The organism is Deltaproteobacteria bacterium (assembly GCA_003696105.1).
Taxonomy (GTDB): Bacteria; Myxococcota_A; Polyangia; order Haliangiales; family J016; genus J016.
Window position 1 is genome coordinate 1 of record RFGE01000300.1, and the last position, 13,658, is coordinate 13,658.

Annotated in this window: 13 protein-coding genes; 2 read left to right on the forward strand and 11 right to left on the reverse strand. The window is 71.6% G+C overall.

Annotation, left to right across the window (positions count from 1 at the left end; all coding sequences use genetic code 11):
* Positions 1–143 precede the first annotated feature (143 nt).
* A complete protein-coding gene (locus tag D6689_19010; protein RMH38621.1) occupies positions 144–1,271 on the forward strand; it encodes a hypothetical protein in 1,128 nt (375 codons plus the stop codon).
* Here D6689_19010 and D6689_19015 read toward each other — a convergent pair.
* Entirely contained in the window at positions 1,258–2,493 is a 1,236-nt protein-coding gene (locus D6689_19015; GenBank protein RMH38622.1) for a hypothetical protein, read from the reverse strand. The genes D6689_19010 and D6689_19015 overlap by 14 nt on opposite strands.
* Before the next feature lie 81 nt (positions 2,494–2,574).
* On the opposite strand from D6689_19015, the gene D6689_19020 reads away from it, so the two are divergent.
* A complete protein-coding gene (locus D6689_19020) occupies positions 2,575–3,948 on the forward strand; it encodes a hypothetical protein (GenBank protein RMH38623.1) in 1,374 nt (457 codons plus the stop codon).
* 28 nt (positions 3,949–3,976) lie between these two features.
* Here D6689_19020 and D6689_19025 read toward each other — a convergent pair whose 3' ends face one another.
* The 10 genes from D6689_19025 to D6689_19070 form a co-directional block, all read right to left on the reverse strand.
* On the reverse strand, positions 3,977–4,444 hold the full coding sequence (locus D6689_19025; GenBank protein RMH38624.1) for a hypothetical protein: 468 nt from the start codon (positions 4,442–4,444) through the stop codon (positions 3,977–3,979).
* A complete protein-coding gene (locus D6689_19030) occupies positions 4,441–5,541 on the reverse strand; it encodes a DUF3570 domain-containing protein (protein RMH38625.1) in 1,101 nt (366 codons plus the stop codon). Before D6689_19030 ends, D6689_19025 begins: the two co-directional genes overlap by 4 nt.
* Positions 5,526–5,759, reverse strand: coding sequence for a DUF4266 domain-containing protein (locus D6689_19035; GenBank protein ID RMH38626.1), 234 nt, complete (start codon positions 5,757–5,759; stop codon positions 5,526–5,528). The genes D6689_19030 and D6689_19035 overlap by 16 nt, the downstream gene beginning before the upstream one ends.
* Positions 5,760–5,960: 201 nt before the next feature.
* Positions 5,961–7,055, reverse strand: a complete 1,095-nt coding sequence (locus D6689_19040) for a hypothetical protein (protein RMH38627.1) — start codon at positions 7,053–7,055, stop codon at positions 5,961–5,963.
* Entirely contained in the window at positions 7,052–7,615 is a 564-nt protein-coding gene (locus D6689_19045; GenBank protein ID RMH38628.1) for a cytochrome c, read from the reverse strand. Before D6689_19045 ends, D6689_19040 begins: the two co-directional genes overlap by 4 nt.
* Positions 7,612–8,157: a DUF3341 domain-containing protein gene (locus D6689_19050; protein RMH38629.1), complete on the reverse strand. Its 546-nt coding sequence runs from the start codon at positions 8,155–8,157 to the stop codon at positions 7,612–7,614. The genes D6689_19045 and D6689_19050 overlap by 4 nt, the downstream gene beginning before the upstream one ends.
* Positions 8,141–9,532 (reverse strand): hydrogenase, encoded by a 1,392-nt coding sequence (locus tag D6689_19055; protein ID RMH38630.1) that lies wholly within the window; start codon positions 9,530–9,532, stop codon positions 8,141–8,143. Before D6689_19055 ends, D6689_19050 begins: the two co-directional genes overlap by 17 nt.
* Positions 9,529–12,366 carry a 4Fe-4S dicluster domain-containing protein gene (locus D6689_19060; GenBank protein RMH38631.1) on the reverse strand — a complete coding sequence of 946 codons (2,838 nt, stop codon included), beginning with the start codon at positions 12,364–12,366 and terminating at the stop codon, positions 9,529–9,531. Before D6689_19060 ends, D6689_19055 begins: the two co-directional genes overlap by 4 nt.
* Before the next feature lie 69 nt (positions 12,367–12,435).
* Positions 12,436–12,981 (reverse strand): cytochrome C, encoded by a 546-nt coding sequence (locus D6689_19065; protein RMH38632.1) that lies wholly within the window; start codon positions 12,979–12,981, stop codon positions 12,436–12,438.
* On the reverse strand, positions 12,975–13,655 hold the full coding sequence (locus D6689_19070) for a hypothetical protein (protein ID RMH38633.1): 681 nt from the start codon (positions 13,653–13,655) through the stop codon (positions 12,975–12,977). Before D6689_19070 ends, D6689_19065 begins: the two co-directional genes overlap by 7 nt.
* Positions 13,656–13,658: the final 3 nt, after the last annotated feature.

Sequence of the window (13,658 nt, forward strand, 5' to 3'; positions counted from 1 at the left end):
CCGCTGTTGCGCACCCCCCCGGCCGGTGTTGGAAAAGCCCACATCGCCCCCCACACACCCCGTGATTTCACGCACTTGATGCTCTGGCACCCGGCTTGCGATGCCCTCGAGCACGTTCGCTTTTCACACCAGGAGGGACAGCCGTGAAACTCACCACCATCGCAACCACTCTCTGCCTCGTCGCCGCCGCGTGCGCCGCCGAAGACGACGGCAGCATCGACGAGGCCAAACTCGCCACCTTCCGGGCCGCCATTCCGTCCAAGGCGCGCCTGTCGGCTCCCGCGCCGAAGGCCTCCACCGCCGCCGCGCTCGGCGACCCGGCGCTGTACCCCACGACCTCGTGGCCGCTCGTCGAGGGCATCAACGGCGCCGTCGGTAGCATGATCGATTTGTTGGAAGCCATCGTCGCGCTGCCGCCGACGGTCTACAACAGCGACACGGACGAGTTCGTGTGGGGCCCGTGGCCGTCCGACGACGGCGTCGGCTACGTCGCCGCCTACATTCGCGACACCCACGGGACCGAAGACTTCCGCTACCAGTACGCCTTGCTGCGCGGCGCGTCCAACGACCTCGCCACCCTCACGCCGGTCGTCTGGGGCGGCGCCACGCCCGACCCCGACAACGATGACCACGGCGTCGGCGTCACCCTGTGGGACATGGAAGCCGACCGCGCGTTCCGCGAGGCCAACGATCCCAACTTCGACCCGGCCGCCGGCGACCGCGGGCGATTCGCCGCCCTGTACGGCGCCGGCGACGACCCCGACGCGCCCGAGAACGAAATGGCGTTCGTCGTGGCCGTGTTCCGCGACTGGGTGCCCGCCGACGAGCCGGCCGCCGAGCCGACCGACCTCGACTACTTCTACGGCCGGTACATCACCGCCGAGCACACGATCGACTTCATCGACTACGAGGTCGACATCGACGTGAGCGACCCGGCCGACGGCATCGCCGAGGCGGTCGGCGTGCGCATGGCGTTCCTCGACGAGGGGACCGGGCGCGCCGAGGCCGACGCGGCCAACGGATCGCTCGCCGCCAACCAGACCGTCGAGGCGGTCGAGTGCTGGGACACGTCGCTGAGCGAGACCTACCTGCGGTTCGACCTGATCGAGTCCGGCAGCGTCGCCCAGTCGATCAGCGACGGCGACCTCGCCAACTGCGGCCTGTTCCAGGCCTCCCTCGACGACCTCGACATCCCGTCGCTGCAGGATGTCGACGCCGACCTGATGGCCGCGCTCGACGACGTGGCCACCAACGGCGTCACCGCCCCGTAACCCTCACCCCACCGCTCCGCGGCGCGCGGCGACCGGCCGCGCGCCGCGCCTTTCGTTTCGGCCCGCCCCCCGGCGGACGCGCCGCGAGCACGAACACCACCAGCCACGCCACCGAGCCGGCGAGCCACAGGGCGGCGGCCGCCGCGTACAGCGCGTACAGGTGCTCCGGCCACCAGTGGGCGGTCGCGCGCAGCACCGTCGCGGCGACGACGCACGCGACCATCGCCGCGACGGCGCGCGGATTGCGGGCCATCCACTCGGACCGCGCGCCGTGGCCGATCGCGACGTGGGCCGACGCCGCCAGCACCAGCAAGCTCAGCCCACCGATGAACGCGACGTGCAGCCCGGCGACCGCGCGGTCCGGGAACGCGGCGGCCAGCGCGAGCCCCGCCGGGACCAGCCACACCGAGGCCGCGGCCGCTCGCCGGTGCAGGCCGGGTTTGCGCGGCCAGCGGCCCGCCCGGGAGGCGACAAGGCCCGCGGTCACCAGCGCGGCGCGCGCGGCGCGCGCGGCGCGCGGCCACGACGGGTCCGCCACCAGGGTCGCGACGATCGCGAGGCCGAGCGCCGCGTAGCCGAGCCGGGCCAGCCGATGTCCGCGCGTCGCGCCGGCGTCCGGCGGCGGCGGCAGCCCCTCGATCAGCGGCAACAACAGCGCGCCGGCGCCGAGCACGATGCACAGGAACGGTCCCTGCTGCACCAGCTCGCGGCCCGCGAGATAGGTGGTGAGGCTGCCCTGGCCGTTGGCCATGCGCGCGATGGCGACCGCGCCCGCGATCCCGGCGGCCGCGCCGATCGGGATCAGGACGAACGCGTTCGGCGGCCGGCGGCCGGCCTGCGGATGCTCCGTTCGCCGCACGACGAACGCGAGCAGCACGCTCATCGCCGCGAGGAACCCGGCCTGAGACAGGACGACGCGGTCGAGCTGGGCGCCGAGCGCCGTCGCGACGACGGCTGCCGTCGCGGCAACCAGCTCGACGGCGTGTGCCGGGAGCGTCTGGGTACGCCGGGGCACCGCGGTCATCAGGAAGCCGAGGGCGAACGCGGAAAACATCGCCTCGGTCATGAGCAACGCGTGGCGCAGGCCGGAGTACGCCGACAGCGCGCCGAGCCCGTACAGCAGCCAGTGGGACACGCCGAGCCACGCGCTCGCGAGACCGAGCGGGAACAACAGGCGGTACGGCTCCGCGCGCAGGCTCGCCGGACGAGATTGCTCCGCCATCGCGCCGTGGCCCCATTGCACACCTCGTGCCTGGCCCAGCGTGTGCTAGGGACAGCCCCTAGTCCACGAGAGGGCCACCGCATGCGGAACCGATCCGGCAGTCGATGCGCGGGCGCGCGCGCAGCCCGCACGATTTGCGCCGCCGTCCTGGCCGTCGCGGCCACCTCTGCCGGCTGCGAGGCGCGGAGCGCGCTCGACCGGGACGCGCTGATGGACCCGGGGACCTGCGCGAGTTGCCACCCGGCGGAGTACCGCGACTGGTCGGGCAGCATGCACGCCTACGCGTCGGACGACCCGGTGCTGTTCGCGCTCGACGCTCTCGGCCAGCGCGAGACCGACGGCGCCCTCGGCAGCCTGTGCATCGGCTGCCACGCGCCGATGGCGTTCGCGACCGGCGCGGCGGCGGTCGCGGCGGACGTCGTCGACGCCCCGCGCGCGTTGCGCGGCGTCACGTGCTACTTCTGCCACCAGGTCGACCGGGTCGACGGCGACCACAACGGGCAGCTGCACCTGGCTGACGACGGCGTGTTCCGCGGCGGCATCGCCGACCCCGTGGACACGCCGGCGCACGGGTCCGCCTACTCCCCGCTGCACGACGGCGACCGGCTCGAGTCGTCCGCGCTGTGCGGCAGCTGCCACGACGTCGTGTCGCCCGCGGGCGTCCACATCGAGCGCACGTACGCCGAGTGGCGCGAGAGCGTGTTCGCGACCAGCGGACCGCTCGGCGTGAGCTGCAGCGGTTGCCACATGCCCGGTCGCTCCGGTCCCGGCGCCGACCTGCCCGGCGCACCCCAGCGCCGCACGCACGACCACCGCATGCCCGGCGTCGACATGGCGCTCGGCCCGTGGCCCGAAACCGAGGCGCAGCGGCAGGGGATCGAGCGGGACCTCGGCGCGTCGCTGGCCGCCAAGCTGTGCGTACAACCGCCGGGCACGGAGGTCGAGGTCACGCTCGACAACGTGCTCGTCGGCCACGCATGGCCCAGCGGCGTCACCCACGCGCGGCGCGGCTGGGTCGAACTCATCGCGTACGCCGGCGGCGTGCCGATCTTCTCCAGTGGCGACGTCGCGGACGGGCAGCCGGTCGAGTCGCTCGACGACCCGCAGCTGTGGCAGATGCGCAGCCGCCTGTACGACGGCGACGGCAACGAGGTGCACACCGCGTGGAAAGCGGCGACCGTCGACGCCGACGACCTGCTGCCGCCGGCCGTCACCAGCGACCCGACCGACCCGCGCTTCTACCACGCGGTCACGCGACGCTACACGCTGCCGGGCGTGCCGGACCGTGTAACGATGCGAGTGCGGCTGCGGCCGGTCGGGCTCGACCTGTTGCCGCCGCTGGTCGACGCGGGCCTGCTCGATCCGAGCGTCGCGGACGCGCTGCCGACGTTCACCCTCGCGTCCACGGAACTCGAGTGGACCGCCGACGCCGGCATCGGCGCGTGCGTCCAGTAGCCGGACGCCCGCGGCCGGTCACTCCCGGTCACTCGTCGATGCAAAACGCAAACACGACGCGGTCGTCGACGCCGTCGACCGTCGCGTCGATTCGGATCTCCCACAGCCCCGGCATCCACAGGTTGATCGGTGCGACGTCGTACAGCCCGTCGCTGCCGCGCGGAGTCACGACCGCCTCGATCGGCGTGCCGTGCCCGTGGTCCGGCATCCACGGCGTCACCGCGACCTGCGCGTCGTCGCGCGGGGCGCCCGAGGCGTCCTCGACCGCGAGCACCCACGCATTGTCGAACCGCGCGGGCGGCGCCGGGTCCGCCTCGACGAGGCGCACGGCCGTCCCGTTGTCGCCCATCTTGACCATGCCCGGCGCAAACGCGTCAGCCCGCGTCTCCTGCGCGCAGTCGACCGCCCCGTCGGCGCCGCCGTGGTGGTCGCCGTCGTCCCCGCCGCACGCGGCCACGACCACGACCGCCGCCCATGCCATCGCCTCGCACTTCATCGGTCCTCCTCGGCGAGCGGCACCGCGACCCCGGCCGACGCGATCACCGCGAGACGTCCCGATTGCGCGGGATCGTCGAGATACCACCACCGCGCCACGCCGGCGCTGGCGATGAACCAGCCGACTCGGATCGTCCAGTCGGCGTACAGCGACCGCATGGGCCCCAGCTTTCGGTCGCGCGTGCGAAACGCCGGCGCCGGCGTTTGATACACCGGCCGGTAGAACTCCGCCGCCGACTGCGCGTAGCCGCGCAATCGAACCCCGAGTTCCGCGCGGTCCGCCAGCGGCACGATCGCGCCGGCCTCGGCCGTGTGGCTCACGACATCCCAGTCGTCGACGTACAGGCGGTAGTCGGCGCGGCCATACCAGCGCGCCGGCCACTCGAGCGCCCTGCGGACCCGCACCAGCGCCGCCGCCGACGTGCGCACCGCCGGTGTGACCTCGTCGACGCGGAGGATCTGCGGGGAGGCCGGATCGACGACGGGCACGCTGCGGTAAGGGCTGGCGTGGTAGCCGTCGTACCGGTGCGCTTCCGCGACCAGGTCGACGTACGTGCGCCGATCCACGATCTGGGTGAACGACAGCGCCAGCTCGTGGCCGGTCCGCGTGCGCTCGAAATCGGGGTCCGTGCGCATCCCCGCGCGGTCGGCCGCGTACGTGTACGCGACGTCGATCGTCGCGTTGCGCCGGGCGACCTCCACGCGACCGCCCAGCGATGCGCGCAGCGCGTCGTAGTCGTTTTCGTGCGAGCCGATCGCGCGCACCCGCAGTTCGCGATCGGCTCGCGGGGCGAACGCCGCACCGGCGTCGACCTCGTAGCGGCGCTCGCGAACGTCGACCGGCGACGCGGCCGTGACGACGTCGACCGACGCCGCGCTCACCACGTCGACCGCGACGTTGACGTCGACGAGCCACCGCTCGGCCAGCGGGACGACGGCCGCCGCCGACGGCGTGACGACGGTGACCCGATCGTCGTCGGCATAGACGCGCAGCGCGCCGGACAACTCGCTGCGCGCGTCCGCCACGGTCTGAGCGCGGGCGGGCGCCGCCGCCCACCACGCGGCGGCCGCGGCGGCCGCGATCAGTTGCAGCCGCATCCGCCTCCCGCGGCGCCGCTGGCGCCGCGCGTCCCCTCGCGCACGGCGAACATGTGCTGCGCGCGGCGTTCGAGTTGAGGGTACGGTGGCTGTTGCAACTGCCGGCGCGCGAGCGTCTCGCGCTGGTACGGTGCGACGCGGGCGCACCCCGACACGCCCGCTGCCGCACAGCAAACGGCGGCCACGGCGGCGGCGCGGGCAATGGACTTCATCGACATGGGGCACGGACCTCTCGGCGCCGGAAAGCTGGTGCTGACGTTGACACGCCGGCGATGGCGCGCACCTGACGTGGATCAACTCGCCCGCGCGCCGGCGCTGGCCGGCTCTCACATGCCGGCGCGGTCGGCGTCGCCACATGCCGCCGCGGCCAATCCGACAGAAACCGCGCGGGGCAGAAACCGCGCCGGGCGAACCTGCGTTCACTGCGGCGCGAGCAGGCGGTCGCGGCGCAGCCGGTGCAGCATCGCCGCGCCGACGGCGACCGTCGCGCCGACGGCGGCGTACGGTACCGCGCTGGACGCGGGCGCGACGCCGGGCCCGACCAACAGCAGGACGTCCAGCCAGTGCCCGAGCAACACGACGACGGCGACTTGGCTGACGACGAAGGTGCTGCGCCGCGACCCGACCGGCATGAGCACGAGGAACGGCACTGCGAGATTCAGCACGAGGTTGAGCCAGAACGCCGCGGTCCAGCCGTTCGACATCCGGGCCGCGTAGTGGATCGTCTCCTCAGGAATGTTCGCGTACCAGATGAGCATCGCCTGGGAGAACCAGATGTATCCCCAGAAGAAGGCGAACGCGAACAACAGCGAGCCGAGCGTCTGGATGCGGTTGCGGTCGAGCGCGGCGCCGAGCGCGCGGCGGCGCCGGAACGTGACCAGCGCGGTGGTGGCGATGCCGGCGTGGATCGCGCCGGCGAACACGTAGACCGCGTACATCGTGCTGTACCACTCGGTCTCGATCGACATCAGCCAGTCCCAGCTCGCGACCGACAGCGTGAGCGCGAACACGACGAGAAAACCGATGCCGATCCGCGCCAGCGGCCGCCCCTCGGCGAACCGGCGGCGCATCGCCCCCACGAGCGCCCACCACAGCAGCAACACCACCGCCGCGCGCACCGCGTAAAACGGCCAATTGAGCCACCCGGCCTTGCCGTGGATCAGGTGGTTGTGCGCGACGACCTCGGGATCGGCCCACGGGTAGACGTGAATCGCCCCGAGCGCCACGAACAGCGCCAGCGCGAGCGCCGGCACCAGCAGCGTGCCGGCGATCGCCAGCGGGATCGACCGGATCGGAAGCCACCACACCGCGCCGGTCCCCGCGAAGATCGCGGCGAACAGCGCGCCGCCCAGCGCGATGGTCAGGCCGTAAACCGCGGCGGTGAGCACGCCGGCCCAGCCGGCCGCCGGGTTGGCCAGCACGGCGATCGCCGCGACGATGGCGCCGCCGATGCCGAATGCAACGAGTGCGCCACTGCGTCGCGGCGGCAACGTCTGTGCCGAGGGCAGCGTCACTTGCCACCTCCCTGGAGTGTGCGGATGTAACGAATCGCGCGCCACCGGTCGGCCGGGCGCACCTGAACGGCATACGACGGCATGATCCCCTGGCCCTTCGTGATGATGTGGTACAGCGCGCCGTCCGGCAGGCCGCGGGCGTGGTCGGCGACCAGGCTCGGCGGGTTCGGGAACCGGCCGGTGCCGATCACCGTGCCGTCGCCGGCGCCGCCCGCTCCGTGGCACACGGCGCAGAACGTGTCGAACACGTGCTTGCCGCGCTGGATCTCGGCGCGGTCCGCCGGAATCGGATTGGTCAGCTCACGCCCGGCGCGCGCCTGTTCGTCACGCCCGGCGCCGTAGGGAAACCACTCGCCGTCGACCGGCATCGTGCCCTCGGGGGGCGCGAGCAGCGTCTGGCCCGTGGGCGTGTTCGGGTTGGGATCGTACGGATCGTACGGAATCGAGAACGCCATGTCCGGAGACACGACGATGGCCGGTCGTTCGCCGCTGGCATCGCACGCGGCGGCCGCCGCGCCGGTCGCGACGACCACGGCGACAAGACGGGTCGCGCGCATCATTTCACCTCCCACGCCTCGACCACCTCGGTCGGCCGCAGTTCCTCCGCCAGCGCGCGGAACCGCGCGGGAGAAAACGACGCGTCCCGCTCGGCGACGAGGACGACGAACCGGTCGTCGGTCACGCGCGGCGTCGGCTGCCCGGGGCCGCGCTCCGGCCGCAGCCGCGGCCACAGCCGCCCGAGCGCCAACAACGCGATCACCGTGCCGAACGCGGCCAGCAGCACCCCGAGTTCGAACACGACCGGGACGATGCCGGGGATCGCGGTGTTCGTCTTGCCGCCAATGTTGAGCGGCCACGACACGGTGTGCACGTACAGCGCAAGCGACAGCCCGACCGTCACGCCGAGCGCGCCGCCGGCGAACGTCGCCCACGGCAACCGCGTCTCGCGCCAGCCGAGCGCATCTTCGAGCCCGTGAACGGGGAACGGAGAGTGGACGTCGACCACCGAGAAGCCCTCGGCGCGCAGCCGCTTGACGGCCTCGAGCGTGACTTCCGGGTCGTCGAACGCCAGCGTGTGAATCCGGCTACTCATGGTGCGCATCCTCCCGCTGCTGCGCGAGCGTGTGCTTGACCTCGTGGAACGCAACGACCGGTGCGACGCGGGTGAACAGCAGGTACGCGGTGAAGAACAGCCCGAAGCTGCCGATGAAGATGCCGACTTCGATCAGCGACGGCGCGTACATGCTCCACGACGACGGCAGGTAGTCGCGGTGCAGCGACGTGACGACGATGTTGAACCGCTCGAACCACATGCCGACGTTCACCAGCAGCGAGGCCACGAACAGCACGGGGACCGACCGGCGGAACCGCTTGAACCAGAAGATCTGCGGCACGAACACGTTGCAACTGAACATCAGCCAGTACGCCCACGCGTACGGTCCGAACGCGCGGTTCATGAACGTGAACTGTTCGTACGGGTTGCCGCTGTACCACGCGATGAACAGCTCGGTCGTGTAGGCGAAGCCGACGATCATCCCGGTGAGCAGCAGCACCTTCGACATCAACTCGAGGTGCCGGTCGGTGATGTAGGCCTCGAGCCCCATCACCTTGCGGGTGATCGTGAGCAGCGTGATCACCATCGCAAAGCCGCTGAACACGGCACCGGCGACGAAGTACGGCGGGAAGATCGTCGTGTGCCAGCCGGGAATAACGCTGGTCGCGAAGTCGAACGACACGACGGTGTGGACGGACACGACCAGCGGCGTCGCCAGCGACGCGAGCATCAGCGACGCCTTCTCGTACCGCTGCCACGTCCGCGCGGACCCGTTCCACCCCAGGCTCAGCCACCCGTAGATCTTCTTCTTCAGCCCGCGGGCGCGATCGCGCATCGTGCCGAAGTCCGGGATCAACCCGACGTACCAGAACAGCAGCGACACCGTGAAGTACGTCGAGATCGCGAACATGTCCCACAGAAGGGGCGACCGGAAGTTCTGCCACAGCGACCCGCGCGTATTCGGATACGGCATGAACCAGTACGCGTACCAGGGTCGGCCCATGTGCATGATGGGGAACAGCCCGGCGCAGATGACCGCGAAGATGGTCATCGCCTCGGCCGCGCGGGCGATCGACGTGCGCCACCGCTGGCGCAGCAGCAGCAAGATGGCCGAGATCAGCGTGCCGGCGTGACCGATACCGACCCAGAACACGAAGTTGGTGATCGCGAAGCCCCAACCGACCGTGCGGTTGATGCCCCACGTCCCGATACCCGTTGCGATCGTGATCCAGGCGCACACGACGCCGATGCCGAGCGCGGTGGCCGACAGCAAGAACGCGATCCACCACCCGATGCCCGCGCGGCGCTCGAGCGGCGCGGCGATGTCCGCGGTGACCTTCGTGTAGCTCGGATCGCCGAGCACCAGCGGCTCGGCATCGGCGACGGCGGCGTGGCCGCCCGCATGCGTTGCAGTCGCGCTCATTTCGCTCCTTCCCGATTTCGAATGCGGGCCAGGTAGGTCACGGACGGGCGAGTTCCGACCTCGGGCAACACCTGGAAGGCGCGCGGGCTGTTCCGCCGGCGCGACACGGCGCTGTCAGGGTCGTGGCCGTCTCCGAACGTGATCGCGTCCGCGGGACAGCTCTGCTGGCACGCGGTGCGCACCTCGGGCACGCCGCGATCACCGCGGTTTTTCGCCTCGATGCGCGCGAGCTGGATCCGCTGGACGCAGAACGAACACTTCTCCATGACGCCGCGCTCGCGCACGACCACGTCGGGATTCAGCACCATGCGCTCGAGCGGGCCGCCGTGGTCGTACTGGAACCAGTTGAACCGCCGTACCTTGTAGGGACAGTTGTTGGCGCAGTAGCGGGTGCCGACACAGCGGTTGTACGCCTGCTGGTTGAGGCCATCGATGCTGTGGACCGTGGCCGCCACCGGGCAGACGTTCTCGCACGGCGCGCTGTCGCAGTGCTGGCACAGCATCGGCTCGAACAGCACGTCGGGATCGTCCGCGTCGCCGACGAAGTACCGGTCCATGCGCAACCAATACAGGTCGCGATGGGCGCGGATCTCGTCGGGGCCGACGACCGCCACGTTGTTTTCCGCCTGGCACGCGATGATGCACGCCGAGCAACCGGTGCACGCGTCCAGGTCGATGACCATCTCCCACCGCGGGTTGCCGATCTCGCGCCCAGGGTAGGGCGTCTTCGGGATGTGGTGAGCCTCGGGCACCTCCTCGTCGGGATGGGAAACCTGGTGCACGATCGGACGCCCCTCGGTAGACGAGTGCCACTGCATCAGCGGCAGGTCGTCGTGCGCGCCGGTCGCCCGCAGTTCGGCGGGGCCGGCCGCGAGCCGCGGCCCGTAGCCGATCGGCACGCCGATCACGTCCGGGTGTTGGCCCGGCACGATGCGCACGGGCAGCTCCGCCGTCCGCTTCGCGACGGTGATGGCGACCACGTCGCCGTCGCGCAGGCCGAGCGCCTTGGCGCGGCGGGGTGCGACGCGCGCCGCCGGAACCCACGACACCCGCGTGATCGGGTCGGGCAGCTCGCGCAGCCACGGGTTCTGGGCCGTGCGCGCGTCGACGATGCCCGCGTCCGCGACCGCCTCGACCGACAGCTGGCCGGCGTCCGCGTACGCCGGCGGCGTCGCACCGCCGGCGGCGGCCGCCCCCGGCGCGAGCACCGGATCGTCGAACCAGTCGGGCGCCGCGACGGCGCCGGCCGGCGCGCGCATCGCGCCCGCGCGCACCGACGCGGTCCAGAACGCATCGAACGGTCCCATCGCGCCCGTGTGCGCGAACACCTTGTCGCGCCACACCGCGCGGACGTGCTCGCGGTAGTCGGTCGGCTTGCCCGCCCACGCGAGGAAGTTGGCGTACGGGTGGCGGGTGTCCAGCAGGGGCCGGATGGTCGGCTGCGCGACCGTGAGGACGCCCGGCCGCGGCAGCGCGTCGCCCCAACACTCGGCCATGTGATGCGAGGCGACGACGACCTTGCACGCGGCGGTCGTCGCGTTCGCGCGCTCGGAGATGGCCACCGACATCGGCGCGCGGCGGATCGCCTCGGCGAGCGCGTCGCCGTCGGGGTGGTCTTGCACCGGGTCGACGCCGACGAACACCACCGCGCCGGCGCGGCCCGCCTCGAGGGCGCCCAGCAGATCGGCGAACGCGCGGTCGTCGGTGCGGCGCACGAGCGACGGCCGCGCGACGTCCACCGTGGTGCCGACGTTGCCGAGCAAGCGGTTGATGTGCGCCGCCGCGCGCTGCGCGCGTACGTCGGCGTCGCCGCAAAACACGATCGACCGGCCGCGCGCTGCCGCGAGCGACCGCGCGAGCGACTCGAGCCGATCGCCGAGCGGCGCCTGCGCCGGAGCGGGCGGCAGCCCGGCCGAACCGCCGCCGACGAGTTCGGCCACGCGCCGCGCCAGCCACGCCAGCGCGTCGGCGCGCTCGCGCGGCGTCGCCTGAATGCGCGCGTCGGCGGCCGCACCGGTGAGCGTCAGATTGCCCTCGACCTGCACGTGGTACAGCGCGCCGCGCTCGCCGGCGGCGCGGCGGCGCGCCGCGTACGCGGCCGTGTGCGCAACCGGTGCGACCCCGGCGCCGAGCAGGTCCGCGCCGAACAGCGCGACCACGTCGGCTCGCTCGAAGTCGAGCCACGGCAGCGCGCGCACGCCGTGGACCTCCGCCCACGCATCGAGCAGCGGCGACGCCGACTGCAGATCCGGGTCCCACTCGACGTGCCGGCCGGCGCGGGCCGTCGCCAAGAACCCACCCACCGCCAACCGGGCCGACGGCGACACGAGCGTCGGCGTCACGACCCACACGTCCCCGCCCGACGCCGCGGCGCGCACGGCCGCGTCGACCTGGTCCCAGGCGGCCTTGCCGCCGTCGATCGTCGCTCCCGACAGCCGGTCGCTGTCGTAGAGCGCACGCAACTCGGCCTGCGCCGTCGCGCACAACCCGCCGCGCGACAGTGGATGCTCCGGGTGTCCCTCGAGTTTGATCGGCCGGCCGTCGCGCACCGTCACCATGAGCCCGCACGCCGCGGGACACGCCGTGCACGTGCTCGCGTAGCGCACGGGAACGCCGGGCGTGATCTCCTCCGGCGCGATCAGGTACGGCATGGCGTGGCGGGTCGGCAGCCGCTCGCATGCGGCGAGCGTGGCGCTGCCGATCCCGAGCGCCTTGAGGAAGCCGCGGCGATTGAGACGCGGCAGAATCGGCTCGCTCGCATCGCGCTCGGCGGCGTCGAGATCCCCGGCGGCATCGCCGAGTTCCATCCACGGAAGGTTTGGGTCGCGCGTCATGTGTTGTCGCTCAGTGGTTGTGAAGACCGGCGTGCCGGCGCTCCGGCGCACCGAGCCGTTCGCGGTGGTTCAGTGGTGGCAGTTGGAGCAATCCGTGAGAGCATTCGAACGCCGCGTGGCGCCCCGCTGAGCCAGGACATCCTTGGGTGCGTTGTCGCGGTGACAGTTCACGCACCACCCCATCGTGAGCGGCGCCCACTGCTCGACCCGGCCCATCGTCTCGATCGGGCCGTGGCACGTCTGGCACTTGATCCCGCCGTTGACGTGCACGCTGTGGTTGAAATAGGCGTGATCGGGCAACCAGTGCACGCGCACCCATTCGATCGGCTTGTTTTCCGCAATCGCCGCGGCGATCTTCTTGACCTCCGGGTGGTCGGTCTTGACCTGCGCGTGACAGTTCATGCACACCTGGGCCGGCGGAATGCCCGCGTAGCGGCCGCGCTCGGCGCCGAAGTGGCAATACTGGCAGGGAATCTGCAACTCGCCGGCGTGCACCGCGTGCGAGTACGCGATGGGCTGCTCGGGCGCGTAGCCCTGATTCGTGGGTTCGCACGCGCCCGCGCCGAGCGCGGCGGACGCGATCACAACCGGCAACAGGAAGGCACGTCTCAGCATGGAATCTCCGCGTTCTTGCGGGCGTAGAACCACCAGTTGAGGACGAGGCAGGTCAGGTAGTAGACGGCGAAGCCGTACAGGGCGTAGTGCGGCGTGCCGCCCTTGATTTGCTGGCCGAAGATCTTGGGAATCAGGTAGGCGCCGTACGCCGCGATGGCCGAGGTCCAGCCGAGCACCGGTCCGCGACGGTCGCGGTCGAAGATGACGCCGATCATGCGGAACGTCGAACCGTTGCCGATGCCGGTCGTCGCGAACAAAACGATGAACGACAGCAAGAACGGGATGAAGTACTGGCGCGGGTTCTCCGAGCCCATCGCGAGCTGAACGAAGTAGCCGGCCGCGCAGGTGGCTACGATCATGATGATCGTGTCCCAATGGGTGACGCGCGCGCCGCCGAGTTTGTCCGACAGCCAGCCGCCGACCGGGCGGATCAGCGCGCCGACACCCGCGCCGATGAAGATGAACGACGCCGACTTCAATCCGGTCGGCGTCCCCGCCGCCGCGCCGACGCGCACCACGCCGAACACGTCGTCGATGAGCTTCGGGAATGCGTTCGCGTAGCCGATGAACGAGCCGAACGTCATGACGTACAGGTACGTCATGATCCAGTTGTGCTTGTCCTTGAAGATGACGAACTGGCCCTGCAGGTTTTCCTTCGTCGCCCGCGGAGTCACGTA

Excerpts from the sequence above, each read along its gene's own strand:
- D6689_19015 (RMH38622.1), bottom strand. The coding sequence starts at position 2,493 with ATGGCGGAGCAATCTCGTCCGGCGAGCCTGCGCGCGGAGCCGTACCGC.
- D6689_19020 (RMH38623.1), top strand. The coding sequence starts at position 2,575 with ATGCGGAACCGATCCGGCAGTCGATGCGCGGGCGCGCGCGCAGCCCGC.
- D6689_19025 (RMH38624.1), bottom strand. The coding sequence starts at position 4,444 with ATGAAGTGCGAGGCGATGGCATGGGCGGCGGTCGTGGTCGTGGCCGCG.
- D6689_19030 (RMH38625.1), bottom strand. The coding sequence starts at position 5,541 with ATGCGGCTGCAACTGATCGCGGCCGCCGCGGCCGCCGCGTGGTGGGCG.
- D6689_19035 (RMH38626.1), bottom strand. The coding sequence starts at position 5,759 with ATGTCGATGAAGTCCATTGCCCGCGCCGCCGCCGTGGCCGCCGTTTGC.
- D6689_19045 (RMH38628.1), bottom strand. The coding sequence starts at position 7,615 with ATGATGCGCGCGACCCGTCTTGTCGCCGTGGTCGTCGCGACCGGCGCG.
- D6689_19050 (RMH38629.1), bottom strand. The coding sequence starts at position 8,157 with ATGCGCACCATGAGTAGCCGGATTCACACGCTGGCGTTCGACGACCCG.
- D6689_19055 (RMH38630.1), bottom strand. The coding sequence starts at position 9,532 with ATGAGCGCGACTGCAACGCATGCGGGCGGCCACGCCGCCGTCGCCGAT.
- D6689_19060 (RMH38631.1), bottom strand. The coding sequence starts at position 12,366 with ATGACGCGCGACCCAAACCTTCCGTGGATGGAACTCGGCGATGCCGCC.
- D6689_19065 (RMH38632.1), bottom strand. The coding sequence starts at position 12,981 with ATGCTGAGACGTGCCTTCCTGTTGCCGGTTGTGATCGCGTCCGCCGCG.